Origin of the sequence: Variovorax sp. LjRoot175, assembly GCF_964253805.1 — a bacterium.
GTDB lineage: Bacteria > Pseudomonadota > Gammaproteobacteria > Burkholderiales > Burkholderiaceae_C > Variovorax.
This window is the reverse complement of record NZ_CAXURY020000001.1, coordinates 48,230-70,788: the sequence shown is the minus strand read 5'-3', so window position 1 is coordinate 70,788 and position 22,559 is coordinate 48,230. Positions and strand designations below refer to the sequence as shown.

Annotated in this window: 24 protein-coding genes; 12 read left to right on the top strand and 12 right to left on the bottom strand. The window is 68.2% G+C overall.

What is annotated here, in order from left to right; all coding sequences use genetic code 11:
- Window positions 1-37: 37 nt before the first annotated feature.
- Window positions 38-2,425 (top strand): ATP-binding cassette domain-containing protein, encoded by a 2,388-nt coding sequence (locus tag ACSQ89_RS00365; RefSeq protein WP_436294784.1) that lies wholly within the window; start codon window positions 38-40, stop codon window positions 2,423-2,425.
- A 43-nt stretch (window positions 2,426-2,468) separates the two neighbouring features.
- On the opposite strand, the gene ACSQ89_RS00360 is transcribed toward ACSQ89_RS00365, so the two are convergent.
- Window positions 2,469-3,044, bottom strand: a complete 576-nt coding sequence (locus tag ACSQ89_RS00360) for a carboxymuconolactone decarboxylase family protein (protein WP_436294785.1) — start codon at window positions 3,042-3,044, stop codon at window positions 2,469-2,471.
- Between the two features lie 102 nt (window positions 3,045-3,146).
- On the opposite strand from ACSQ89_RS00360, the gene ACSQ89_RS00355 reads away from it, so the two are divergent.
- Window positions 3,147-3,467, top strand: a complete 321-nt coding sequence (locus ACSQ89_RS00355) for a winged helix-turn-helix transcriptional regulator (RefSeq protein ID WP_093106897.1) — start codon at window positions 3,147-3,149, stop codon at window positions 3,465-3,467.
- Window positions 3,468-3,511: 44 nt separating this feature from the next.
- A complete protein-coding gene (locus tag ACSQ89_RS00350; RefSeq protein ID WP_436294786.1) occupies window positions 3,512-4,483 on the top strand; it encodes a threo-3-hydroxy-L-aspartate ammonia-lyase in 972 nt (323 codons plus the stop codon).
- Between the two features lie 3 nt (window positions 4,484-4,486).
- Here ACSQ89_RS00350 and ACSQ89_RS00345 read toward each other — a convergent pair whose 3' ends face one another.
- The 3 genes from ACSQ89_RS00345 to ACSQ89_RS00335 are packed head-to-tail and all read right to left on the bottom strand — an operon-like array spanning window position 4,487 to window position 9,180.
- Window positions 4,487-6,778 carry a N,N-dimethylformamidase beta subunit family domain-containing protein gene (locus ACSQ89_RS00345; RefSeq protein ID WP_436294787.1) on the bottom strand — a complete coding sequence of 764 codons (2,292 nt, stop codon included), beginning with the start codon at window positions 6,776-6,778 and terminating at the stop codon, window positions 4,487-4,489.
- Entirely contained in the window at window positions 6,775-7,752 is a 978-nt protein-coding gene (locus ACSQ89_RS00340; RefSeq protein WP_436294788.1) for a Bug family tripartite tricarboxylate transporter substrate binding protein, read from the bottom strand. The genes ACSQ89_RS00345 and ACSQ89_RS00340 overlap by 4 nt, the downstream gene beginning before the upstream one ends.
- Before the next feature lie 27 nt (window positions 7,753-7,779).
- The gene (locus ACSQ89_RS00335) at window positions 7,780-9,180 is read right to left on the bottom strand and encodes an aminotransferase family protein (protein ID WP_436294789.1); all 1,401 of its coding nucleotides are present in this window, start codon (window positions 9,178-9,180) and stop codon (window positions 7,780-7,782) included.
- A gap of 131 nt (window positions 9,181-9,311) precedes the next feature.
- Between ACSQ89_RS00335 and ACSQ89_RS00330 the strand changes: the two genes are divergently transcribed.
- Complete coding sequence (locus ACSQ89_RS00330; RefSeq protein ID WP_436294790.1) at window positions 9,312-10,229, top strand: LysR substrate-binding domain-containing protein; 918 nt, start codon at window positions 9,312-9,314, stop codon at window positions 10,227-10,229.
- A 3-nt stretch (window positions 10,230-10,232) separates the two neighbouring features.
- On the opposite strand, the gene ACSQ89_RS00325 is transcribed toward ACSQ89_RS00330, so the two are convergent.
- Window positions 10,233-11,552 carry a hypothetical protein gene (locus ACSQ89_RS00325; RefSeq protein ID WP_436294791.1) on the bottom strand — a complete coding sequence of 440 codons (1,320 nt, stop codon included), beginning with the start codon at window positions 11,550-11,552 and terminating at the stop codon, window positions 10,233-10,235.
- Window positions 11,553-11,657: 105 nt separating this feature from the next.
- Between ACSQ89_RS00325 and ACSQ89_RS00320 the strand changes: the two genes are divergently transcribed.
- Together ACSQ89_RS00320 and ACSQ89_RS00315 are read left to right on the top strand one after the other, a co-directional pair.
- Entirely contained in the window at window positions 11,658-12,080 is a 423-nt protein-coding gene (locus tag ACSQ89_RS00320; protein WP_093106916.1) for a hotdog fold thioesterase, read from the top strand.
- A 49-nt stretch (window positions 12,081-12,129) separates the two neighbouring features.
- Window positions 12,130-13,488 (top strand): solute carrier family 23 protein, encoded by a 1,359-nt coding sequence (locus ACSQ89_RS00315; RefSeq protein WP_436294792.1) that lies wholly within the window; start codon window positions 12,130-12,132, stop codon window positions 13,486-13,488.
- Here the strand turns inward: ACSQ89_RS00315 and ACSQ89_RS00310 are convergent.
- A complete protein-coding gene (locus ACSQ89_RS00310) occupies window positions 13,455-13,787 on the bottom strand; it encodes a hypothetical protein (RefSeq protein WP_093106920.1) in 333 nt (110 codons plus the stop codon). The genes ACSQ89_RS00315 and ACSQ89_RS00310 overlap by 34 nt on opposite strands.
- Before the next feature lie 201 nt (window positions 13,788-13,988).
- Here ACSQ89_RS00310 and minC point away from each other — a divergent pair, with 201 nt between their 5' ends.
- Genes minC through minE form a run of 3 tightly spaced genes read left to right on the top strand, consistent with a single transcriptional unit; the run spans window position 13,989 to window position 15,896 of the window.
- A complete protein-coding gene (minC, locus tag ACSQ89_RS00305) occupies window positions 13,989-14,744 on the top strand; it encodes a septum site-determining protein MinC (protein ID WP_436294793.1) in 756 nt (251 codons plus the stop codon).
- A gap of 48 nt (window positions 14,745-14,792) precedes the next feature.
- The gene (gene minD, locus ACSQ89_RS00300; protein WP_093106925.1) at window positions 14,793-15,608 is read left to right on the top strand and encodes a septum site-determining protein MinD; all 816 of its coding nucleotides are present in this window, start codon (window positions 14,793-14,795) and stop codon (window positions 15,606-15,608) included.
- A 3-nt stretch (window positions 15,609-15,611) separates the two neighbouring features.
- Window positions 15,612-15,896 (top strand): cell division topological specificity factor MinE, encoded by a 285-nt coding sequence (gene minE / locus ACSQ89_RS00295; RefSeq protein WP_093106928.1) that lies wholly within the window; start codon window positions 15,612-15,614, stop codon window positions 15,894-15,896.
- A gap of 15 nt (window positions 15,897-15,911) precedes the next feature.
- Here minE and ACSQ89_RS00290 read toward each other — a convergent pair whose 3' ends face one another.
- Both ACSQ89_RS00290 and ACSQ89_RS00285 read right to left on the bottom strand, forming a co-directional pair.
- Window positions 15,912-16,817, bottom strand: a complete 906-nt coding sequence (locus ACSQ89_RS00290; RefSeq protein ID WP_436294794.1) for an alpha/beta hydrolase — start codon at window positions 16,815-16,817, stop codon at window positions 15,912-15,914.
- Between the two features lie 189 nt (window positions 16,818-17,006).
- A complete protein-coding gene (locus ACSQ89_RS00285) occupies window positions 17,007-17,609 on the bottom strand; it encodes a TetR/AcrR family transcriptional regulator (RefSeq protein WP_436294795.1) in 603 nt (200 codons plus the stop codon).
- 100 nt (window positions 17,610-17,709) lie between these two features.
- Here ACSQ89_RS00285 and phaP point away from each other — a divergent pair, with 100 nt between their 5' ends.
- Window positions 17,710-18,201 (top strand): TIGR01841 family phasin, encoded by a 492-nt coding sequence (phaP, locus tag ACSQ89_RS00280; RefSeq protein WP_093106936.1) that lies wholly within the window; start codon window positions 17,710-17,712, stop codon window positions 18,199-18,201.
- Window positions 18,202-18,307: 106 nt separating this feature from the next.
- Entirely contained in the window at window positions 18,308-18,556 is a 249-nt protein-coding gene (locus tag ACSQ89_RS00275; protein ID WP_093106939.1) for a hypothetical protein, read from the top strand.
- A 4-nt stretch (window positions 18,557-18,560) separates the two neighbouring features.
- Here the strand turns inward: ACSQ89_RS00275 and ACSQ89_RS00270 are convergent, their stop codons facing one another.
- The 3 genes from ACSQ89_RS00270 to ACSQ89_RS00260 all read right to left on the bottom strand — a co-directional run bounded on the left by ACSQ89_RS00270 (window position 18,561) and on the right by ACSQ89_RS00260 (window position 20,013).
- Window positions 18,561-18,965, bottom strand: coding sequence for an RcnB family protein (locus ACSQ89_RS00270; RefSeq protein ID WP_436294796.1), 405 nt, complete (start codon window positions 18,963-18,965; stop codon window positions 18,561-18,563).
- Between the two features lie 96 nt (window positions 18,966-19,061).
- Window positions 19,062-19,415: a hypothetical protein gene (locus ACSQ89_RS00265; RefSeq protein ID WP_093106944.1), complete on the bottom strand. Its 354-nt coding sequence runs from the start codon at window positions 19,413-19,415 to the stop codon at window positions 19,062-19,064.
- A 25-nt stretch (window positions 19,416-19,440) separates the two neighbouring features.
- Window positions 19,441-20,013 carry a cob(I)yrinic acid a,c-diamide adenosyltransferase gene (locus tag ACSQ89_RS00260; RefSeq protein WP_436294797.1) on the bottom strand — a complete coding sequence of 191 codons (573 nt, stop codon included), beginning with the start codon at window positions 20,011-20,013 and terminating at the stop codon, window positions 19,441-19,443.
- Window positions 20,014-20,071: 58 nt separating this feature from the next.
- On the opposite strand from ACSQ89_RS00260, the gene ACSQ89_RS00255 reads away from it, so the two are divergent.
- Window positions 20,072-21,496 carry an FAD-binding oxidoreductase gene (locus ACSQ89_RS00255; RefSeq protein ID WP_436294798.1) on the top strand — a complete coding sequence of 475 codons (1,425 nt, stop codon included), beginning with the start codon at window positions 20,072-20,074 and terminating at the stop codon, window positions 21,494-21,496.
- Window positions 21,497-21,561: 65 nt separating this feature from the next.
- On the opposite strand, the gene ACSQ89_RS00250 is transcribed toward ACSQ89_RS00255, so the two are convergent.
- Window positions 21,562-22,458: a CsgG/HfaB family protein gene (locus tag ACSQ89_RS00250; RefSeq protein ID WP_093106952.1), complete on the bottom strand. Its 897-nt coding sequence runs from the start codon at window positions 22,456-22,458 to the stop codon at window positions 21,562-21,564.
- Window positions 22,459-22,559: the final 101 nt, after the last annotated feature.

Below are 22,559 nucleotides of genomic sequence, written 5' to 3'. Positions count from 1 at the left end.
TCCGGCAATGCGGCCCCGCCCAACAGATGGAGACACGATGAGCAAGGCGACGAGGAAGGACACGCAGTCGCCTGCGCTGCACGTTGCCGACCGCCACGGTCTGATCCGCGTGCAGGGCGCGCGCGTGAACAACCTCAAGGACATCAGCGTCGAGCTCCCTAAGCGCCGGCTGACGGTGTTCACCGGCGTCTCCGGCTCCGGCAAGAGTTCGCTGGTGTTCGGCACGATCGCCGCGGAATCGCAGCGGCTGATCAACGAGACCTACAGCGCCTTCGTGCAGGGTTTCATGCCGACGATGGCGCGGCCTGAGGTCGACGTACTCGACGGCCTGACGACCGCGATCATCGTCGACCAGGAGCGGATGGGCGCCAACGCCCGCTCTACCGTCGGCACCGCCACCGACGCCAACGCGATGCTGCGCATCCTCTTCAGCCGGCTCGGCAAGCCGCACATCGGCTCACCCAACGCGTTCTCCTTCAACGTCGCCTCGGTCCGGGCGACCGGTGTGATCACCGTCGAGCGCGGTGCCAGCAAGACGGTGAAACAGAGCTTCAGCCGCACGGGCGGTATGTGCCCGCGCTGCGAGGGCATGGGCAAGGTCTCCGATATCGACCTCACCCAGCTGTACGACGAGGCCAAGTCGATCAACGCGGGCGCGATCACGATTCCCGGCTACAGCATGGACGGCTGGTATGGCCGCATCTTCAACGGCTGCGGCTTCTTCGACCCGGACAAGCCGATCCGCAAGTTCACCAAGAAGGAGCTGCAGGATCTCCTTTACAAGGAGCCGACCAAGATCAAGGTCGATGGCATCAACCTGACGTACGCGGGGCTGATCCCGCAGATCCAGAAATCGTTCCTGTCCAAGGACCTCGACGCGCTGCAGCCGCATATCCGCGCCTTCGTGGATCGGGCGATGACGTTCGACACCTGCCCCGACTGCGGCGGCACCCGGCTCAGCGAGGCCGCCCGGTCCTCCAGGATCAGGAAGATCAACATCGCCGACGCCTGCGCGATGCAGATCAGCGACCTGGCCGATTTTGTCCGTGGCCTCGAAGAGCCGTCGGTCGCGCCGTTGCTCGCCAAGCTGCTGCATACCCTCGACTCGTTCGTGGAGATCGGGCTGGGCTACCTCTCGCTCGACCGGCCGTCGGGCACGCTGTCGGGCGGCGAGGCACAGCGCACCAAGATGATCCGCCACCTCGGCTCCTCGCTCACCGACGTCACCTACGTCTTCGACGAGCCCACCATCGGCCTGCACCCCCACGACATCCAGCGGATGAACGAGCTGTTGCTGCAGCTGCGGGACAAGGGCAACACGGTGCTCGTCGTCGAGCACAAGCCGGAGGCGATCGCGATCGCCGACCACGTCGTCGACCTGGGCCCGGGCGCCGGTACGGCGGGCGGCACCGTCTGCTACGAGGGAACCGTCGAGGGGCTGCGGGCCAGCGGCACCCTCACCGGGCGCCACTTCGACGACCGGGCCGCCCTCAAGGAGACGGTACGAACGCCGACGGGCCAGCTTCCGATCCGCGGCGCGAGCACTCACAACCTGAAGGACGTCGACGTCGACATCCCGCTCGGCGTGCTTTGCGTGATCACCGGCGTGGCGGGCTCCGGCAAGAGCTCGCTCGTGCACGGATCGATCCGCGCCGGCGAGGGTGTGGTGTCGGTCGACCAGGGCGCGATCCGCGGCTCGCGACGGAGCAACCCGGCGACCTACACCGATCTGCTCGAGCCGATCCGCAAGGCGTTCGCAAAGGCCAACGGCGTGAAGCCGGCGCTGTTCAGCGCCAACTCCGAGGGCGCCTGCCCCACTTGCAACGGCGCCGGCGTCATCTACACCGACCTGGCGACGATGGCCGGCGTCGCCACGACCTGCGAGGACTGCGAGGGCAAGCGATTCCAGGCGTCGGTCCTGGAGTACCGCTTCGGCGGCCGCGACATCAGCGAGGTGCTCGCGATGTCGGTGTCCGAGGCCGGGGAGTTCTTCGGCGCCGGCAAGGCGCACACGCCGGCCGCGCACGCCATCCTCGAGCGGCTCGCCGATGTGGGCTTGAGCTACCTCAGCCTCGGCCAGCCGCTCACCACGCTGTCCGGCGGCGAGCGGCAGCGGCTCAAGCTGGCCACCCACATGGCCGAGAAGGGCGGCGTCTACGTCCTCGACGAGCCGACCAGCGGCCTCCATCTCGCCGACGTCGAGCAGCTGCTCGGCCTGCTCGACCGGCTCGTCGACGCCGGCAAGTCGGTCATCGTCATCGAGCACCACCAGGCGGTCATGGCGCACGCCGACTGGATCGTCGACCTCGGCCCCGGCGCCGGCCACGACGGCGGCCGGATCGTCTTCGAGGGCACACCCGCCGACCTCGTCGCCGCCCGCTCCACCCTCACCGGCGAGCACCTCGCGGCCTACGTCGGCACCTGACCCCCTGCTGCGCAAGCGTTGGGGTCACCTCAGATGCACCGCGTCAACGGGCTTGACCCCACCGCGCCGCCCATGTCTCCAGCGGCACCCGCGCCGCGTTGCAGACATAGCTGATCGCGTGGTACCAGCCGGCGAGCATCAGCAGCTCGATCAGCTGCGGCGGCGTCCAGTGCGCCGACAACGATTGCCAGAGCGCGTCGTCGACATCGGCCTTGTCGTGCAGCGCGTCCACCATCTGCAACAGCAGCCGATCACGCAGTGCAAGCACTTCGAGGTCGGCGACGGCCGAGACGATGGCCTCGCGCTCACGTTCGCCCAGTCCCGCAGCCTGGGCGAACGCCGCCCAATGCACGCCCCACTCGTACTCCGCGCCGCAGCGCGCACACACGCGCAGGATGACGATCTCCCGATCGCGCAGCGGAAGGCTTGCCTTGCGGCCCAGCAGGTAGCCGCCCCATGGCATCGATCGATCGGCCAGCGCCGGATTGATCGCCAGTACCCGGAAGAGCGCCAGGATCTTTGGCGCATCGGGCGGCGTCATCTTTTTCAGCAGCGCACCGAGCTCTTCCGGATAGGGCGGCGCAAGCGGTGCGATGCGTGGTTCGGACGGGGTCGTCATCGGCAATTCCTCTGGCTAGAATGGCTGCATTTCGCTACGGAATTCGTAGCAGCAAAATGCAGTCTATCGCTACGGATTCCGTAGCGCAATCACCTTTGCAGCATGAACGCCAAGACTTCCGATGCCCTCCCCGTCACGGCCCGGCGACCGATCATGGCCCTGCTCGAGCAGCTCGGCCGCAAGGGCACATTGCGCATCCTGTGGGAGCTGCGCGACGGCGCGCCGCAGAGCTTCAGGCTGCTGCAGACGAATGCGGGCGAGATGTCGCCCTCGGTCCTCAACGACCGCATCAAGGAACTGCGCGCGCTGAACATCGTCGAGTTGGCCGAGCTCGGCTATGCGCTCACCGAATCGGGCGTCGAACTCGTGAAGCGCCTGAAGCCGCTCAACCAGTGGGCGGACCGCTGGTTCGAGGAGCTTTGATAATTTGTCCAGATATAGATAATCTGTCCATGCCGAGGAACGCCATGCCTGAGACCCTGCAACTGCCCACCTTCGAAGACGTCGCCGCCGCTGCCGCGCGCATCGAAGGCCATGCCCATCGCACGCCTGTCCTGCGCTCGCGCACGGCCGACGAAGAGCTGGGCGCCGAGGTTTTCTTCAAGTGCGAGAACCTGCAGCGCATGGGCGCCTTCAAGTTCCGTGGCGCCTTCAATGCCTTGTCGAAGTTCGACGAGCGCCAGCGCCGCGCCGGCGTGGTGGCCTTCTCTTCGGGCAACCATGCGCAGGCCATCGCGCTCGCGGCACGCATCCTCGGCATGCCCGCCACCATCGTGATGCCGCACGATGCGCCGGCGGCCAAGGTGGCGGCCACCAAGGGCTACGGCGGCCAGGTCGTGATCTACGACCGCTACAGGGACGACCGCGAACAGATCGGCCGCGAGCTCGCCGAGAAGCACGGCCTGACGCTGATCCCGCCCTACGACCATCCGGACGTGATCGCGGGCCAGGGCACGGCGGCGAAAGAACTGTTCGAGGAGGTGGGGCCGCTCGATGCCTTCTTCGCTCCCATGGGCGGCGGCGGCCTGATCTCGGGCTCGGCGCTCTCGACGCGCGCGCTTTCGCCGCAGTGCAAGGTCTACGGCGTGGAGCCGGAAGCGGGCAACGACGGGCAGCAGTCGTTTCGCAGCGGCGAGATCGTCCACATCGACACGCCCAAGACCATCGCGGACGGCGCGCAGACGCAGCACCTTGGCCAACACACCTTCCCCATCATCCGCCGCGATGTCGACGACGTGCTCACCGCGAGCGACGCGCAGCTGGTCGAGGCCATGCGTTTTTTCGCCTCGCGCATGAAGCTGGTGGTGGAGCCCACCGGCTGCCTGGGCTTTGCGGCCGCACGCGAGATGAAGGCGCAGCTGCGCGGCAAACGCATCGGCGTGCTGGTGAGCGGCGGCAATGTCGACGTGGAACGCTTCGGCGCCCTGCTCGCAGGCTGAGCCTCAGGCCCGCGGCTGCACGCCGAAGCGGTACAGCACGTTCTTGAGCAGCTTGCCGAAGTTCGGGTCGCTGCCGATCACCCAGGCCGCGCCGACCGCGCCGGCGTGAAACACGCGCCCGCCTTGCGGCCGTTCCCAGTAGATCATCTCGGCCGAGAGTCCGCCGATCGACTCGGTGAGATTCGAGTGGTAGTCGAGGTAGGCGTCGAGCTTGCCGGGCACGCGCCGGATGCCGTTGGCGATGACCTCGATGCCTTCCTGCGGCGCCGGCAGCGCAGCACCCGGCGGCGTGTGCTTCGTCATGCGTGCGAGCGTGGCGATCGTCAGGTCCCACTCATGGCCGATCGCGCGCGGCAAGCCACCGCCCGGCGCATGGCCGAAGGTCTGGCCTTTCGCCAAGCCCAGCGGATGCGGCTCGTTGAACAACGCGTGCGCCGGCTGTTCCACGTGGTAGACGCCGAAGTCCTCGCCGTCGGCAAAGGCCCAGCCCGCGGTCTCCAGGCCGATGATGTCGGCCGCCGGCCGGCCCGAGGCCTTGAGGCGGCCGCCACGCGCCCAGTCCTGGCTGTGGTACTGCTCGCCGAAGGGCCCGGCGGGCGGGCCCACCGGCGGCACGGTTTCGTCGTGATGGGGGCCGTTGACCTTGCGTTGCTCCATCACGCTGAAGTCCTCGTCGTAACTCACGCGCAAGTACATGGTGTTGCCCGACAGCACGATCGCGCTGCCGCCGCGGCGGAGGTAGTCGTCGAGACCCTCGACGCCGGGCAGCGACCAGTATTCGCTGTGGCCGTTGACGAACACGGTCTGGTAGCGCGAGAGGATCGCGGGATCGCGATGCAGGTCGATGTCGCCGATCACGTCGAAGTCGTAGCCCTCGCGCGCGAGCCAGACGTGCAGGCGGCGCTCCAGCCGCGTCCACTGGCTGAAGCCGCTGCCGGCCGGATCGTAGAGCGCACTGGGGCTGGCGTTGGGCCAGGGCATGCGCAGGCCGACCTGGTAGCAGGGCTGGCCGGCGCGGTGGTAGGTGTAGCTGCTGTAGGCCGGCGCTTCCGGATGGCAGTTCTCCAGGCCGGCCGCACGGCGCGGCCACACAGGATCGTCGACCACGTTCTTCGCGAAGGGCGTGCTCGCATAGGCCAGCCAGCTGTTGACGGCGCACAGCACGAGGATCGGCGCCGGCGCTGCATGCGCCGGCTTCCGGACGATGAAAGTGATGTCGTAGTCGGCTTCGCGGCCGCCCTGCTCGAAGCGGATGCGGCCGACGTAGACGCCGGACTTCGCATCTTCGGGGATGCGGAACTCGTGCGTCGCCTCCCATCGGCAGTCGTAGAGATCGTCGCTCGCGAAGCGCAGGCCGTGGCCGCGCGTCGGATCGGCGAAGGGGTCGTAGCCTGATTCGGCGTCTTCGCTGGGTGCGACCTTCGCAGGCTCGAAGGCGGGGCCGACGATCATCCAGGTGCCGTGGTTGACGATGCGGCCGGTGCGCTGATGGCCGCTTGCGTCGGCCACCTGCGCGCCGCGCTCCTCGCGCAGCGGCCAGCAGGCGAGCACCGAGCGGCCGGAGGCGATCGCGAGGCCGCGCTGCGCGTGGCGCTCGGCAATCTCTTCAGGTACCAGCGCGCGACCGTAGAGGACCGGCATGACGAGATCGGCCTCGAGAAAGACGTCGGCCAGACCGTCGACGCCGCTCGCGCCCATTCGCAGCGGCGCGGGACCGGGCCGGACTTCCTGCCCCGCATCCCATTGCCCGACCTGTTGACCATCGATCCACAGCGCCGCGACGCGGCCGTTCCACGTGGCGGCCACATGCTGCCAGCGCCGCTCGACGAGCCGGCCGTGCGCCCGCTGCGCCTCGGCGCGGAAGCCCCGGCCATCGCCGAGGTAGAAGGCGAGCGCCCCACCCTCCTCGATGAACAGGCCCCAGCCGCAGTGGGCGGGAAAGTCGTATTGGCCGATAAGGGTCTGGCGCGTGGCGATGCTCCAGGGCTTGACCCAGCATTCCAGCGTCAGGCCGTGGAGCGGCAGCGCCGCATCCAGCCCCTTCTCGACGAAGACATAGGAGCCCGGGTGGATGGCCTGCACGCGCGCGGGCGACGGCGCGAAGGCGTGCAGCACGACATCGTCGCTGCGCCCTTCCACATCGCTGCCGAGCTGGCAGACCGAGAGCTGGTAGCCGCGGTCGCTGCTGACGTGAAAGCGCACGCATTCGCCGGCGGCCACGCTCTTGCGGTCGGCGTAGCCGTGAACACCGGGAAGATTCAGGGACTTGTGCGGAGGGATCGGTGGCGTCGTCATTCGGACGTGAAACCGGAAGCCTTGACCACTGGCCCCCAACGCTTGAGATCGTCGGCAATGAGCTTGGTCAATTCCTCGGGCGTGCTCGGACTCGGATCGCTGCTGAGCTTCTGCAAGCGCTCCTGCACTTCCTTGTTGGCGAGCGCCTTGCCGAGCGCCGCGTGCAGCTGCTCGACGATGGGCCGCGGCGTGCCGGCGGGCACGAAGAGACCGGTCCATTCGAGGTTGTCGAAGTGCGGCTGGCCCAGTTCCTTGAGCGTCGGCACATCGGGCAGGAGCGCCGCGCGCTTCGCGCCGTTGACGGCCAGCACCTTGAGCTTGCCGCTTTGCTGGTGCGCGACCAGGTCGGCGATCGGGATGATGCCGGCCGCGATCTGGTTGCCCAGCAGGTCCTGCACCAGCGGCGCCGCGCCGCGGTAGGGCGCGGCCACCAGGTTGGCCTTGGCCTCGCTGCCGAGGCGGAAGCCCATGAACTGCGCGACGCTGCCGGGCGCGGGAACGCCGTAGCTCGCCTTCGACGGATCGGCGCGCGCGAGGTCCAGCCACTGCTGCACGTTCTGCGCCGGCAGCGCGGCGGGCACGGCAATGCCTTCGTAGAAGCTCACGATGCGGCCCACGGCCTGAAAGTCCTTCACCGGGTCGTAGCGCACCGACTTCGAGGTCAGCGGCAGCATCACCATCATGTGCATGTTGGCCAGCAGCACCGTGAGGCCGTCGGGCGGCGCGGCGCGCACATAGTCGGCCGCGATCTGTCCGCCGGCGCCGGTGCGGTTGTCGACGACCACCGTGGTGCCGAGCTCGGCCGCGAGCTTGTCGGCCAGCGTGCGTGCCTGCACGTCGGCCGAGCCGCCGGCCGGGTAACCGACGATGAGTTTCACGGGGCCCTTGCCGGCGGCGATCTGCGCCGAAGCGGCAGCGGCGAATGCGAGGGTCGCGCAGGCGAGCGCGGTCTTCAGGAGAACGGGGAGCTTCATCGGGGACCTTTCAGAAATGAATAGGGTTCACGCGGCCAGGCCCTTGCGCGCGATCTCGTCGGCGAGATCGCGCAGGGACTTCTCGAGCAGGTCGGCGAGCTCGTCGATCTCCGGCTCGGTGATCGTGAGCGGCGGCGTGATCATCTGGAAGTCGCCGAAGGCGCCGAGGTTGGCGCGGCGGTTGTACAGCGCGATGCCGTGCTTCAAGCCGTGCTCGGTGAGCCGGGCGGGCGCGTTGAAGGCCACCGGCAGCTGGCGGCGTGTGGCCTTGTCGGCCACGATCTCGATCGCGGTCAGCAAACCCTTGCCGCGCACGTCGCCGACGATGGGCGAACGCGCGGCGACTTCGGTGAGGCGCGCCATCAGGTACGCGCCCCTGTCGCGGGCGCGCGCGACAAGGCCCTGCCGGACCACCTCGTCGACCACCGCATGCGCGACCGCGCAGGAAAGCGGATTGGTGAAGTAGGTATGGCCGTGCACGAAGCCGCCGCTGGCAGCCACGGCATCGACGATGCGGTCGGGCGCGAGCAGGCAGCCCAGCGGCGTGTAGCCGGCGGCCAAGCCCTTGGCCAAGGTCACGAGATCGGGGCGCGCGGCCGGCCAGTGGTGCGCGGCGAGGAAGGCGCCGGTGCGGCCGGCGCCGCTCATGATCTCGTCGTAGATGACCAGCACGCCATGGCGGTCGCAGATGCTGCGCACGCGCTCGAAGTAGGCCGCCGAGGACACCACCGCGCCGGTCGAGAGCCCGCCGATCGGTTCGACGATGAAGGCCAGCACGGTCTCCGGGCCTTCGCGCAGGATGGCCTGTTCGAGTTCGTCGGCGCACGCCAGCGCATGGGACTCGACGGTGTGCCCTTCCGGCACGCGGTAGGACAGCGGCGCCGGCACCTTCGGCATCGCGCGGATCATCGGCCCGTAGAGATTGAGCGTGTTGGCATCGCCCGTGACCGCCAGCGCACCCAGCGTGGAACCGTGGTAGCTCGGGTTGCGCGAGATCACCTTGGCGCGGCTCGCCTGGCCCCTGACCACCGCGTACTGTCGAGCGAGCTTGATCGCCGATTCGTTGGCTTCCGAGCCGCCCGAGACGAAGAAGGCGCGATCGAAGCCCTCGCCCGCGAGCGCGCAGACGCGGTCGGCCAGCGCGATGTTGTGCTCGCTCTCGAAGAAGCGCGGGTAGGCGAAGCTGACCTTGGCCGCCTGCTCGGTCATCGCGGCCAGCACGCGCGGATTGCCGTGGCCGATGTTGGCGACCACCGCGCCGGCGGTGGCGTCGAGATAGCGCTTGCCGTCGGCGTCCCACAGGAAGATGCCCTCGCCGCGCGCAATGCGGGGCGGGCGCGGCGCGCCCTTGGGCGCATAGAAGCCGAGGACGGTGCCGCCCTGCGGCGTGTCGCCCACGAAGCGTGCAGTGGGGATCTGGGTGCTCATTAAGTAACCTCTGCGCTGCGCGCTCCGGTATTCGCCTTGGTAACGGCTCTGCGGCTCATGCCGCCGAAGATACGAAGAGACCGGCGCCAGCGGTAGACGTATGGGACGATGAAGTGCTATACGTGCTGCGCATGAAGACCACGCACGACCGCCTGGACCTGCTCGACACTTTTCTGCGCATCGGCGACACCGGCTCGCTCAGCAAGGCGGCCCGCCTGCTCGGCACCACGCAGCCGACGGTGAGCCGCAGGCTGCTGGAGCTCGAACGCCTGCTCGGCTGCAAGCTCGCGATACGCACCACCGCGAGCTTCTCGCTGACCGACGAAGGCCGCTCGCTGCTGGCCGAGGCGCACGACCTGACCGATCGCTGGTCGGGCCTGTCGAGCCGGCTCTCGGGCGGGCAGAGCCGGCCCGAGGGCACGCTGCGCGTGATCGGTCCCTCCGGCTACGGCACCGGCTTCCTGACCGATGCAGTGACCGATCTGCGCGCCGCCCATCCCGGCCTGCGCATCGAGCTGACGCTGACCGATCGCGTGGTCGACCTCGCCGCCTCGGGCGCGGAGTGCTGGGTCTGCGTCGGCGAGGTGCGCGACCCGGGGCTGGTCTGCCGCCAGCTCGGCTCGATGGAGCGCGTGCTGCTCGCCACACCGGCGCTGCTCAAGCGCCTGGGGCCGGTGACCCTGGCGCGGCTGCCCTCGCTGCCCTGCGTCGGGCTGGTGCCCTACGTGATGGGCAGCGTGCGCCTGCTCGACAAGGCCGGCCGCTCGCGCATCGTGGCGCTGGACACGCCGATCCGCACCGACAGCCTGCTGTCGAGCTACCGCGCCATCCTCAACGGCGCGGGCATCGGGGCGGCGGCGCCGTGGATGTGCCAGGACGACCTGCAGGCCGGCCGGCTCAAGCGGGTGCTGCCTCAATGGTGGCTGGAGCCCGTCGGGATCCACGTCGCGTTGCCGCCAGGGATCTATAGACCCGCGCGTGTGACCGCCTTCATCGAAGCGCTCAAGCGGCGCATGCATGCGCTGCCCGGTTTCCGCCCGGCGCCCTGAGCCTCAGCGCGGCTTCTGCGGCGGCTTCTGCGGCGGCTTCTTTTCCTTCTCTTCGTCCTCGCCGCCGAACAGCTTTTCCACCTGCTGCCCGATGCGCGCGCCGATGGCGGTGCCGACACCCGGCAGCACGGCCGTGCCCACTGCGGCGCCGGCGAGCGCGCCGCCGGTCAGCGAAAGCTGCGGCTCGTCGAGCGTGCCGGCGAGCTTGAAGGGCACGCCGACCACGCCGTCGACCAGGTCGATTGCTGCCTCGCCGTTCAGGCGCCGGTTGAGCACCGTGGCGCTGCCGCTCGCGGTGAGCAAGCCGGAGCGCGCCTGCAGGCCGGTGTAGCGAAGCACGATGCCGTCGTCGCCGGACTGGGTGTCGAGGGTGCCCGTGAGGTCGTCGAACACGGTCTGGCCGCTGCGGTCCGCGCCGGCGGTGCTGACTGCCTTCGCGAGATCGAAGCCCTTCAAGGTCGCGGGCTTGACCGTGAATCGGGTGCGCGTGTGCAGCCGGAGCACCATCTCGCCCAGGTTGTCGCCCTCGGTTTCGAGCTCGGTCTGGCCGTCGATCCTGCCTTCGACCGCGTTGCGCCGCGCAAAGGCGCCGACCAGCCCGGCGATGTCCACGCCCTTCGGCGACAGCTGGGCCGTGAGGCGCATCCGGCCCTGGTCGAGCACCCGCAGCGCCGCATCGCCGTTCCACGAGCCGCCGCCCACATCGATCTTCACCCGCCAGCGGTCCTGCTCGCCTTCGCGTTCGGCGCGCATCCTCGCGGCGGGCGATGCGCCGCGCCGCGACACTTCGGCCTCGCGCGGGCGCCAGCCGCGGTCGAAGCGCAGGTCGGCGTCGTAGGCCAATCCGATGTCGCGGCGGTCGATCCAGGTCACATCGCGCAGCCGCAGGTGTTCGAGCGCAACCTCCGCCGGGCTCCACGCGCCGGCCAACGCCGTGGCCGCATCGCTCCACTGCCAACGCCCGCGGAAGGCGCGCACCGAGGTGCGCGGCAGCACGGCACCCTCGATTTCGACGGCATCGATCGCGATCCTGCGATTCCACAGCGCGGCGAGCTGCGGCCGCACGACCACGCGCCGCACGGCGATTGGGCGCTCCTGCACGGTCGCGAGATCGCTCAGCACCACCACCGGGATCGGCCTCAGCGACCAGTGCGCCCCGCCGATGCGAAGGCCGATGCCGGAGGCCTTCTCGAAGCGCTGGCCGATCTCGGCCGCGAGCGCTTCGTCGCTCGGCAACAGCCGCCAGGCCAACAGGGCCAGGCCGCCCAGCAAGAGCAGCACCGCGACGGCGGTGCCGGTGATCCATCGTCGTGCGCGGGTCATGATGAAAGCTTATGCCGTACAAGGCCGGCGGCAGTGTCGGCGGGAGGCCCGTCGTATCAGGGCCAGTCGCTATAGTTTTGGCCACATCGAACAGGAGAATGCCGCATGCCCATCTGGAAAAAAGAAATCTCGATCGAAGAACTGACTCGCAGCCACATCGACACCGCGGTCCAGACGCTGGGCGTCGAGTTCCTCGAGATCGGTGACGATTTCATTCGCGCCCGCGTGCCGGTGAACGAGCGCACGCGCCAGCCCTTCGGCATCCTGCACGGCGGCGTGTCGGTGGTGCTGGCCGAGACGCTGGGCTCCTGCGGCGCCCACTACTCGGCGCCCGAAGGCGAGCGCTGCGTGGGACTGGACATCAATGCCAATCACATCAAGGCCACGACCTCCGGCTGGGTCACCGGCACCGCGCGGCCGGTGCACCGCGGCCGCAGCACGCAGGTGTGGCAGATCGACATGACCAACGACGCGGGCGAACTCACTTGCGTCTCCCGCATCACCATGGCGGTGCTGAAGGCGCGCTGACCGGCTGAGCCCGGGATCCCGACAAAGACAACAACCGAGGAGAAGAACAATGAGCGATTCCTACCTTCCCCGCTGGCGCGAAGTCGCAGCCGGCAGCACCGCCGTGGTGGCGCCCGACGAGCGGCTGCCCTGGCCGCAAACGGCCGCGATGGGCGTGCAGCACGTGATCGCGATGTTCGGCGCCACGGTGCTGGCGCCGATCCTCATGGGCTTCAATCCCAACATCGCGATCCTGATGAGCGGCGTCGGCACGCTGATCTTCTTCGTCGTCACCGGCGGCCGGGTGCCCAGCTACCTGGGCTCGAGCTTCGCCTTCATCGGCGTGGTGATCGCGGCCACGGGCTATGCCGGCCAGGGGCCGAACGCCAACCTGGGCGTGGCGCTGGGCGGCATCATCGCCTGCGGCCTGGTCTACACATTGATCGGCATCCTGGTGGCCGTCACCAACGAGCGCCATCACAAGACGGCGCCCCTGCGCGGCGTGGAGGTCGAGGAGATCGAGCAGGACGTTGCGGTGCACTGGATCGAACGGCTGATGCCGCCGGTGGTCACCGGCGCGGTGGTCGCGGTGATCGGGCTCAACCTGGCGAGCGTGCCGATCAAGAACATGGCGCCGACCGGCTTCGACACCTGGATCCAGGCGCTGACCTTTCTTTGCGTCGGCCTGATCGCGGTCTACACGCGCGGCATGGTGCAGCGCTTGCTGATCCTGATGGGGCTGATCGCCGCGAGCGTGATCTACGCAGTGCTGACCAACGGCCTCGGGCTGGGCAAGCCGATCGACTTCACGGCCCTCGGCACCGCGCCATGGTTCGGCCTGCCGCGGTTCGCGGTGCCGGTGTTCGATGTCAACGCCATGCTGCTGATCGCGCCGGTGGCGGTGATCCTCGTGGCCGAGAACCTGGGCCACATCAAGGCCGTGAGCGCGATGACGGGGCGCGACCTCAACCCCTATCTCGGCCGCGCCTTCATCGGCGACGGCATCGCGACCATGGTGAGCGGCGCGGCCGGCGGCACCGGCGTCACGACCTATGCGGAAAACATCGGCGTGATGGCGGCCACCAAGATCTATTCCACGGCGATGTTCGTGGTCGCCGCGCTGATCGCGCTGCTGCTGGGCTTCAGCCCCAAGTTCGGCGCGCTGATCCAGGCCATCCCGCTGCCGGTGATGGGCGGCGTCAGCATCGTGGTCTTCGGCCTGATCGCGGTCGCGGGCGCCAAGATCTGGGTCGACAACAAGGTCGACTTCTCGCAGAACAAGAACCTGATCGTGGCTGCGATCACGCTGATCATCGGCACCGGCGATTTCACGCTGAAGTTCGGCCAGTTCGCGCTCGGCGGCATCGGCACGGCGACCTTCGGCGCGATCCTGCTCTACGCGCTGCTGAGCCGCTCGCGCCAGGCCTGAATGCGCCGGCGCGGGAGGGTGCGCGATCGGTAGACGATTTCGATGCGCGCCATGAGTTCGCGAAACAGTCCCATCGGATCCTCGACCATGCGCGTCACCGGATAGCTGCCGAGCGCAAAGCCGGCAAAGCAGATCTGGACGCGGTCGAAGTACAGGAAGAGGCCCTGGCCCGCGTCCTGCAGGCAGCGCTCGGCTGTTTCGAAGAAATCGTCGCGCGGAAGCACGGCCTGCGCCGCCGCACCGAGGCTGTAGGTGTAGAGGTCGGGCTGGACGGTCCGGATATCGAGGATGGGTTGCATGGCAGGAAATGCGCCTTTTTGAAGCGGGCCAGTCTGCGAAGAGATTTCCGGGGCCCGTGTAGGAATCGGGCGCTCCTTCATGACCGCAAAAAATGCAACCTGGTGCAAGAGATGTTGTGCCGCGTGTTCTTTCACCAGCCTGTCAGCGGCGTGCGGCCTGCTCCCCGTTAGACTCCAACGCTTTTCGCACCAACGTTTTCCATGGCCGATGCTTCCGCCGCGCGCACCAAGGCGGTATTCGAATTCAAGAGCGCGACGCTGCCGCTGATCGCCGTGATCCTCAAGACGGCCGAGCTCGGCGTTCTCGCCGAGGCGCTGGACGTCCAGTTGGCCGATTCGCCTGACTTCTTCGATCAGGAGCCGGTGGTCATCGACCTCTCGCAGCTGCAGGAGAACGAAGCGGTCGCCAATATCGACTTTGCCGCGCTGCGCGCGTTGCTGGCGCGCCACCAGACGCAGCCGATCGCCGTGCGCGGCGGCAACGATGCGCAGAATGCCGCGGCCCGTGCCGCCGGCCTGTCGCTGGCCGCGATGCCGGTGACGCCGAGCCCCCGCGCGCCTGCGCCGCCGGCCGAGGCGCCCAGCGAGGCGCCGCAAATCGTGCGCGAAGTGCCGGTGCCGGCGAATGGCACGCTGGTGATCGACAAGCCCTTGCGCTCGGGCCAGCAGGTGTATGCGCGGGGCGGCGACGTGGTCGTGACCGCCGTGGTCAGCTTCGGCGCCGAGGTGATCGCCGACGGCAACGTCCACGTCTATGCACCGCTGCGCGGCAAGGCGATCGCCGGTGCGCGCGGCAATGCCGAGGCGCGCATCTTCACGACCTGCATGGAAGCGCAGCTGGTGGCGATCGCGGGCATCTACCGCACCTCGGAAGTCGCTTTGCCGGCAGACATCGCAGGCAAGCCGGCACAGATCTCGCTCGACGGCAAGAAAATCGTGATGAGCGCGATTCAATGAAGCGGCGCGCCTCGCACACCTGACAACCGAAATATACGAAGGAATGGAATGGCCAAAATTGTGGTGGTGACCTCGGGCAAGGGCGGTGTCGGCAAGACGACCACGAGCGCGAGCTTTGCGTCGGGGCTCGCGCTTGCCGGCAAGAAGACGGCCGTGATCGATTTCGACGTCGGCCTGCGCAACCTCGACCTGATCATGGGCTGCGAACGGCGCGTGGTGTACGACCTGATCAACGTGATCCAGGGCGAGGCCAACCTGAATCAGGCCCTCATCAAGGACAAGCAGTGCGACAACCTGTTCGTGCTGGCCGCTTCGCAGACGCGCGACAAAGACGCGCTCACGCAGGACGGCGTCGAGAAGGTTCTGACGGACCTCGGCGGAATGGACTTCGACTACATCGTCTGCGACTCCCCGGCCGGCATCGAGACCGGTGCGCTGATGGCGATGCACTTCGCCGACGAGGCCCTGGTCGTGACCAATCCGGAAGTTTCGTCGGTGCGCGATTCCGACCGCATCCTCGGCATGCTCGGCAGCAAGACGAAGCGCGCGAAGAACGGCGGCGACCCGATCAAGGAGCACCTGCTGATCACGCGCTACAACCCGAACCGCGTGGCCGGCGGCCAGATGCTCTCGCTGGAGGACATCAAGGACATCCTGCGCATCAAGCTGATCGGCGTGATCCCCGAATCCGAAAGCGTGCTCCAGGCTTCCAACCAGGGCGTGCCCGCGATCCACGACAAGGAAAGCGACGTGGCCGAGGCCTATAGCGACGTGGTGGCGCGCTTCCTCGGCGAAGACAAGCCGATGCGCTTCATCGATGCCGAGAAGCCGGGCTTCTTCAGGCGCATGTTCGGAGGGAGATAAGCCATGTCCCTCCTCTCGTTCCTCTTGGGCGAAAAGAAGAAGACTGCGAGCGTCGCCAAGGAGCGGCTGCAGATCATCCTCGCGCACGAGCGCAGCAGCTTGAGCGGCAAGAAGCGGCCCGACTACCTGCCGGAACTGCAGCGCGAGCTGATCGCGGTGATCTCCAAGTACGTGTCGATCAAGGCCGAGGACATCAAGGTCAACCTGGAGAAGCAGGACGACCTCGAGGTGCTCGAGGTCAAGATCGAGCTGCCCGACGCGGCAGCGGCCGCGCTCGCGGCGCGCTGAAGCTTCTTCCGGCGCTCAGGGCCGGACGATGAACGCGACCACTTCCTGCAGCACCGAGGGCTCCTTGAGGATGCGCCGGTGGCCCAGGCCTTCGGTCGCGATCAGCCGCGCGCCCGCGATCGCATCGCGGTAGGCTACGCCGTCCGCGAAGCGATTGACACGGTCGTCGCGATCGTGCACGACCAGCGTGGGCTGGCCGATGCGCGGGCCGACGGCGGCCGGCTCCAGGAGCGGCATCAGGATGCCCTCACGCGCCTCGATCCGCCGCTGCATCGCGGCGCGCGTGCGCTCGCTGAGGCCGAACACGTGCGCGAAATAGCGCGTGAACGCGTGCGGCGACGCGGGCGGCGCCAGCAGCACCAGGCTTTGCGCGGGCAGGCCGCGGCCCGCGGCGTAGGCCAGCGCGTTGGCACCCAGCGAGTGCGCGACCACGGCCTGCAGAATGGCGCCCTGCTGCACCAGCCGCGCTGCCACATAGTCGATGGCACGTGCGAACTGCGGCAAGTTGCTGACGGTGCCCGCGCTGCGGCCATGGGCCGGCATCTCGAGCAGCACCGGCGTGAAACCCTCGGCCGCCACGGCCTGCGCGAGCGCCAGCATCTGGCCCGCATGACCGCCCCAGCCGTGCACCAGCAGGACCTTCGGCGTGTCGGCGGCCATCACGGCGGGCGTGTAGAGGCCCATGCTCGCGTCCTCGAAGGGCCAGGCTTCGCGCCGCCAGCCCGCGCCCGGGCCGTGGCGCCGGTTGATCCATTTGAGCGGCAGCGGCGTGCCGAAGAGCCGATAGGCGGCGCGGACCCCAAGAGCCGGCCAGGCGCGTTGCGCCGTGCCCAGCGCGAAGCGCAGTGCGCGCATCGCGAGGCTGGCGCCGTAGTAGTTGGAAGCGGCGGCGCTGGCGCCAGTGCTGATGGTGGATTCCATGCTCAGTACCAGACCCAGTCTTCGTTGCTGCGCGGGAGGCTGCGCACGGTATCAACGACGGAACGGATGCCCAGCCCCACCAGGCAGGCTCCAAGAAAGAGAAAAGCGATCAACATGAGGTTTCTCCTTTTATCGCACAGTTGTGCGAAATTCAGACAAGGGAACGGGCAAGGCAGAGAGACATGGGGTTCAGGCCCGGTAGCTGGCGACCAGCCGTTGCCAAGTCAGCGCGGCGCGCTCAGCGGCACGCGGGTCGCGCAGGAAGCGCGCGTCGTGCAGCAGGGCCATCACCAGGCCGTTGATTTCGCTGACGAGCTGCGCGGGGTCGGTCTCGGCCTTGAGCTCGCCGGTCTCGATGGCCTGCAGCACGGTACGCCGGAGCGCGGCGCGCCAGCGCGTGACTTCTTCCAGCAGCAGGTCCCGCAGCTCGCCTTCGCGGTCGTCGAGCTCGAAGGCTCCGGCGGTGTAGATGCAGCCGGTTTCGATCTCCACGTCGCGCGTGCGCACGATCCAGCGAGACACGATCTCGTCGAGGCGCGCGAGGCCCTTGGGCTTTTGCATCGCAGGCACGAAGACATCGGCCAGGAAGCGGCGGCCGAATTCCTCGATCACCGCCTTCTGCAAGGCCTCGCGCGACCCCACGCGCGAGAACACCCCGCTCTTGGACAAGCCCAGCCGCGTGGCCACCGCTTGCAGCGTGATGGCCTCCAGGCCTTCGGCCGAGGCGAGATCCATCGCCGCACCGACGATGGCGGTGCGGGTCATCTCGCTCTTCTGGGTCTTGGCGTCCATGCGAGCCAATTTAGCACATACGTGCGAAATTGCAAGCCACTTCCATGAAGCCCTGGTGTGGGCGTATCGTGGCAGCCCCAACCACAGAACGGAGAAAAGCATGGCAACAAGCAGCAAATCGAGCGGCGCCACCGCCGCCAAGAAAGCGCGCCCCACGGCCGCGGAGGATGTCCAGGACGCCTTCATCAAGCCCCTCAAGGGCATGGCCGAACGCCTGCAGAACCTTCCGCTGGCGGGCGCCGCAGGCGCCATCGTCGAGAGCGGGCGCAAGGACCTGCAGGCGCTGGTGCAGGCCAACGAGAAGTCCTACCAGGGGTTGCAGGCGGTGGTGCAGCGCCAGACCGAGATGCTCAAGGCATCGATCGTCGAATGGCAGGGCACGGTGAAGGGGATGTCGCCCGCCGACCCGCGGGAGAATCTCGCCAAGCTCGATGCCATGGGCAAGGCCGCCTTCAAGCAGGCACTCGACGACATCCGCGAGCTGTCGGAACTGGCGGCCAAGTCGCAGGCCGAGGCTTTTGACATCGTGAGCGAACGCATCCGGTCCAACGTGGACGAGGTCAGCAAGCTGCTGCAGCCGAAGCGCAAATGATGCCTCGCCGATGTCTTATGGCCTGATCCGAGAAAAAGGTCCGTGACGCTTCACACAGGAAGCGTACATTGGTCCCCATTCCTCAGCGATCGGAAAAGAACCAGCCATGGCATCGACTTCCACTTCCACGCGCACTTCCCCGACGGCGGCCGATGAAGCCGCGGCCCGGGAGCGGCTGCGGCAGGCGCTGCCTGCCACGGTCGATCTGCTGACCCAGCGCCAGGCCGACCGGATCGACGACAAGGACATCGACGCCTACGTGAAACTGAACTGGCTCGAATGGCATGGCGGCGGGCTGCGCCTGACCATCACCGGGCGCAACGTGTGCGCCCAGATGGCGCCGACCGCCGTCTGAAGCCTTACTGGCCCGCGATGATCTGCGCGATCAGGCCGGTGGCGATGGCGGCCAGCACATAGTCGCCTCCGACGCCGACCCACTGGTAGCCACGCGGGGGCGCATGCAGCCGGTGGCCACGCCAGTCGCTGACCACGTAGTTGCGGCCGCGGTATTCGCGCGGCACGTAGCCGCCGCGGCGCCATTCGGCACGCGGATGCGAATAGCCGTGGCGGTCGAAATGGCGGCCCTCCCGAAAGTCCTGGTGAGCACCGTGGCGTTCGAAATGACGCTGCCGCTGCTGCTGCTGGTAGTGCTGCGGGCCCCGGCGATCGTCGTGGTCGAACCGGCGGTCCTGCGCAAAGGCACTGCCCGCCATGCACATCGCGAGCGCCGCTGCGGCCACGGCCATGCTCTTGGACTTGATCATCTTGGAACTCCTTCGCGTTGATGAGGAGTTCAGTGTCGAAGGCCCGTGTGTCGCTCGCGCGCCATGCATGTACGCGCGAGGTGAAGCAAGGTAAAGCTAGGGCGCGCCGCCCTGCGGCCCGACCGGCGGCGGCGCGGCATGGCCGCCGCCGAGCTTGCGCCCGAAGGCCTCGCCCACCCTGCGCACCGGCCGGCTCGCGCGCTCCGACACGTTGTTGACGCCACGCTCGGTGGCGCTGCCCGCGCGGTCGATGCCGCGGCCGGCGGCATCGGAACCGCGCTCGATGCCGCCGAGGACCTTGTTGTCGCGCGGCGGGGTTTTCAGGGTGTTGGCACGCTGCGCCTTCGGTGGGTTGTCGGCGCTCTGGGCCGACGCGGCAACCGGCAGCGCGAGCATGGCCGCGAATGCGAGCGCGGCGATCAATGCGGGAGAACGGGGTTCGATGGGCATGGTTCGGGTTCCTGGGTTCAAGTCGTCATTCTTCACTGGCAGCGGCACGCGCCATGCGCTCGCTCTTCCAGTACACGTCGTCGCCGCCGTCGACGCGGTTGAGCACGCGCGCCAGCACGAACAGCAGATCGCTCAGGCGGTTGAGGTACTGGCGCGGCGCATCGTTGAGTTCGGCCTCGGCGCCGAGCGCGACGACCGCACGCTCGGCGCGCCGCGCGACCGTACGGCACACGTGCGCCTGCGAGGCGGCGCGGGTGCCGGCCGGCAGGATGAACTCGGCCAGGCGCGGCAGCGCCGCATTGTGCTCGGCCAGCGCGGTGTCGAGCTGCAGCAGCGCATCGGCCTTGAGCAGCGCGTAGCCCGGCATCGAGAGCTCGCCGCCGAGGTTGAAGAGCTGGTGCTGCACGTCGACCAGCAGCTCGCGCACGGGCGCCGGCATCGGCTCGCACAGCAGCACGCCAATGTGCGAGTTGAGTTCGTCCACGTCGCCCATCGCGTGCACGCGCAGGTGGTCCTTGGGCACGCGCGTGTTGTCGCCGAGGCCGGTGGTGCCGTCGTCGCCGGTGCGCGTGGCGATCTGAGTGAGTCGATTGCCCATGTCGGGGCCCTTTTCGAATGCGGTTCGTAGAATGGTAGACCCTTCAGGAGACCCGCCGATGAACGCCCCCGCCGCCCTTTCCCATCTCACGCCCGAGATCGCGCTGCGCGAGGTGCCCGATGCGCTGATCGCGGCCTTGAAGGCGCGCTTTGCCGAGCGCTGCTCGACCGCGATGGCGGTGCGCACGCAGCACGGGCGCGACGAGTCCTCCTTCGATGCACCGCCGCCCTCGGCCGTGGTCTTCGCCGAGAGCACGCAGGACGTGGCCGATGCGGTCAAGCTTGCGAGCGACTGCAGCGTGCCGGTGATCCCCTTTGGCGTCGGCTCCTCGCTCGAAGGGCATCTGCTCGCGGTGCAGGGCGGCATCAGCATCGACGTGAGCCGCATGAACCGCGTGCTCTCGACCAACGCCGACGACCTCACGGTCACGGTGCAGCCCGGCGTCACGCGCAAGCAGCTCAACGACGAGATCAAGAGCACCGGCCTCTTCTTCCCGATCGACCCCGGCGCCGACGCTTCGATCGGCGGCATGACCGCCACCCGCGCGAGCGGCACGAACGCGGTGCGCTACGGCACCATGCGCGAGAACGTGCTGGCGCTCGAGGTGGTCACCGCGAGCGGCGAAGTGATCCGCACCGGCACGCGCGCGAAGAAGTCATCGGCCGGCTACGACCTCACGCGCCTGATGGTTGGCAGCGAGGGCACGCTGGGCGTGGTGACCGAGATCACGCTGCGCCTCTATCCGCTGCCCGAGGCGGTGTCGGCCGCGATCTGCTCCTTCCCGAGCATCGAGGCGGCCGTGCGCACCACCATCGAGATCATCCAGCTGGGCGTGCCGATCGCGCGTGTGGAGCTGATCGACGTCAACACCGTGCGCATGGTGAACGCCTACGCCAAGCTCGGCCTGCGCGAGGAACCGATGCTCCTGATGGAGTTCCACGGCTCGCCGGCCGGCGTCAAAGAACAGGCCGAGACCGTGCAGGAACTGGCCAGCGGCCATGGCGGCAAGGCCTTCGAATGGGCCAGCACGCCGGAAGAGCGCACGCGCCTGTGGACCGCGCGGCACAACAGTTATTTCGCGGCCGTGCAGTCGCGCCCCGGCTGCCGCGTGATCTCGACCGACACTTGCGTGCCGATCTCGCGGCTGGCCGACTGCCTGCTCGAATCGGTGGCCGAGGCCGATGCCAGCGGCATCCCCTACTTCCTGGTCGGCCACGTGGGCGACGGCAACTTCCACTTCGGCTATCTGCTGGATCCGAATGCGCCCGAGGAGCGCGTGACGGCCGAGAAGCTCAACCACGCGCTGGTGTCGCGCGCGCTGGCGCTCGAAGGCACCTGCACCGGCGAGCACGGCGTGGGCCTGCACAAGATGGATTTCCTGGTCGCCGAAGCCGGCACCGGCGCGATCGACATGATGCGCACGATCAAGCGCGCGCTCGATCCGAAGAACATCATGAACCCCGGCAAGATCTTCAGCCTCTGAAGAAGAATGCAAAAAGCCCGGGGCTCGAAGAGCCGCGCCGGGCTTTGCATCCTGAGCGTCGGGTCTTATTTGCTGTTGCGCCGAGTTGGCGCACGCTCGGCCGGCGCTGAGGTCTGCGACGGCGCCACGCCGCCATCGACACCCAGCCGGCCGCCGCCGCCCAGGCCCTGCCCTTGCACCGTCTGCGCCTTGTAGTTGCGCAGCGAAACGACCATCTGGTTGAAGGCGTCCATGAAGGCGGCGCTGATCACCTTGCCCTGCGCCGTGTTGGTGTAGCCACCGAGAGCGCCGGCACCGCCGCCGCCGAAGACGGAGCCGAAGGCGCCGAAGTCGGTCTTGGAGGCGCTGCCTTCCGAAGCCGCAACCTGCACGCCCGAGCGGTTGTCGATCAGCGTCAAGAGTGCGCTGGCTTCCTTGGTCTGCAGGTTGCCGCCGACCGCTGCCAGCACGCCGCTGTAACGGCCGCCGACCAGGCCGCCCAAGGAGCCGCCGACTCCGCCGGCATTGCTGTTGCTGAACACGATCTCGGGCGACATGCCGTAGTCGGACGCCACCATCTGGCCGCGGCCGAAGTTGCTGCCCTGGCGCATTTCGCCCGACTGCATGAGATCGCGCTCGCGCGACATGGCGTTCATGCCGGCCGCGCCGCGCTCGACCACGACGAAGCAGTTGGATTGCTGGATCAGCAGACGCAGCAGGTTGGCCGTCGGGGGCAGCTTGTATTCGTTGCGCAGGATTGTGTACCAGCCCGCCGACTGGTTCTCGATCAGCGACACGGTGCCCAGTGGCGAGGCGCAGCGCTCGAGCGAGCTGCTGGTATTGGCCGATGCACTGCCGGCTGCGCTGCCGGTCGCCACGGTCTTCGCGCTCTGGCTGCCCATCTGCATGTCCGTGGTCTGGCAACCGGTCAAAAGAAGCGCCCCCACGGCGACGGCGGCAAGCGGAAGTCGAGCGATATGCATGGTGGAATCCCCTCCGAGAACTTTCGGGCTAAAGTTAAAAAAAGTAACTCCTGAGCATATGCGCAAAGAAGCCGGCGAATCAATCGCCCGGAAGGAAGGGA

What these genes read in the sequence shown, in the direction of transcription:
- ACSQ89_RS00365 (WP_436294784.1), top strand. Translation starts at nt 38, where the DNA reads ATGAGCAAGGCGACGAGGAAGGACACGCAGTCGCCTGCGCTGCACGTT.
- ACSQ89_RS00360 (WP_436294785.1), bottom strand. Translation starts at nt 3,044, where the DNA reads ATGACGACCCCGTCCGAACCACGCATCGCACCGCTTGCGCCGCCCTAT.
- ACSQ89_RS00355 (WP_093106897.1), top strand. Translation starts at nt 3,147, where the DNA reads ATGAACGCCAAGACTTCCGATGCCCTCCCCGTCACGGCCCGGCGACCG.
- ACSQ89_RS00350 (WP_436294786.1), top strand. Translation starts at nt 3,512, where the DNA reads ATGCCTGAGACCCTGCAACTGCCCACCTTCGAAGACGTCGCCGCCGCT.
- ACSQ89_RS00345 (WP_436294787.1), bottom strand. Translation starts at nt 6,778, where the DNA reads ATGACGACGCCACCGATCCCTCCGCACAAGTCCCTGAATCTTCCCGGT.
- ACSQ89_RS00340 (WP_436294788.1), bottom strand. Translation starts at nt 7,752, where the DNA reads ATGAAGCTCCCCGTTCTCCTGAAGACCGCGCTCGCCTGCGCGACCCTC.
- ACSQ89_RS00335 (WP_436294789.1), bottom strand. Translation starts at nt 9,180, where the DNA reads ATGAGCACCCAGATCCCCACTGCACGCTTCGTGGGCGACACGCCGCAG.
- ACSQ89_RS00330 (WP_436294790.1), top strand. Translation starts at nt 9,312, where the DNA reads ATGAAGACCACGCACGACCGCCTGGACCTGCTCGACACTTTTCTGCGC.
- ACSQ89_RS00325 (WP_436294791.1), bottom strand. Translation starts at nt 11,552, where the DNA reads ATGACCCGCGCACGACGATGGATCACCGGCACCGCCGTCGCGGTGCTG.
- ACSQ89_RS00320 (WP_093106916.1), top strand. Translation starts at nt 11,658, where the DNA reads ATGCCCATCTGGAAAAAAGAAATCTCGATCGAAGAACTGACTCGCAGC.
- ACSQ89_RS00315 (WP_436294792.1), top strand. Translation starts at nt 12,130, where the DNA reads ATGAGCGATTCCTACCTTCCCCGCTGGCGCGAAGTCGCAGCCGGCAGC.
- ACSQ89_RS00310 (WP_093106920.1), bottom strand. Translation starts at nt 13,787, where the DNA reads ATGCAACCCATCCTCGATATCCGGACCGTCCAGCCCGACCTCTACACC.
- minC (WP_436294793.1), top strand. Translation starts at nt 13,989, where the DNA reads ATGGCCGATGCTTCCGCCGCGCGCACCAAGGCGGTATTCGAATTCAAG.
- minD (WP_093106925.1), top strand. Translation starts at nt 14,793, where the DNA reads ATGGCCAAAATTGTGGTGGTGACCTCGGGCAAGGGCGGTGTCGGCAAG.
- minE (WP_093106928.1), top strand. Translation starts at nt 15,612, where the DNA reads ATGTCCCTCCTCTCGTTCCTCTTGGGCGAAAAGAAGAAGACTGCGAGC.
- ACSQ89_RS00290 (WP_436294794.1), bottom strand. Translation starts at nt 16,817, where the DNA reads ATGGAATCCACCATCAGCACTGGCGCCAGCGCCGCCGCTTCCAACTAC.
- ACSQ89_RS00285 (WP_436294795.1), bottom strand. Translation starts at nt 17,609, where the DNA reads ATGGACGCCAAGACCCAGAAGAGCGAGATGACCCGCACCGCCATCGTC.
- phaP (WP_093106936.1), top strand. Translation starts at nt 17,710, where the DNA reads ATGGCAACAAGCAGCAAATCGAGCGGCGCCACCGCCGCCAAGAAAGCG.
- ACSQ89_RS00275 (WP_093106939.1), top strand. Translation starts at nt 18,308, where the DNA reads ATGGCATCGACTTCCACTTCCACGCGCACTTCCCCGACGGCGGCCGAT.
- ACSQ89_RS00270 (WP_436294796.1), bottom strand. Translation starts at nt 18,965, where the DNA reads ATGATCAAGTCCAAGAGCATGGCCGTGGCCGCAGCGGCGCTCGCGATG.
- ACSQ89_RS00265 (WP_093106944.1), bottom strand. Translation starts at nt 19,415, where the DNA reads ATGCCCATCGAACCCCGTTCTCCCGCATTGATCGCCGCGCTCGCATTC.
- ACSQ89_RS00260 (WP_436294797.1), bottom strand. Translation starts at nt 20,013, where the DNA reads ATGGGCAATCGACTCACTCAGATCGCCACGCGCACCGGCGACGACGGC.
- ACSQ89_RS00255 (WP_436294798.1), top strand. Translation starts at nt 20,072, where the DNA reads ATGAACGCCCCCGCCGCCCTTTCCCATCTCACGCCCGAGATCGCGCTG.
- ACSQ89_RS00250 (WP_093106952.1), bottom strand. Translation starts at nt 22,458, where the DNA reads ATGCATATCGCTCGACTTCCGCTTGCCGCCGTCGCCGTGGGGGCGCTT.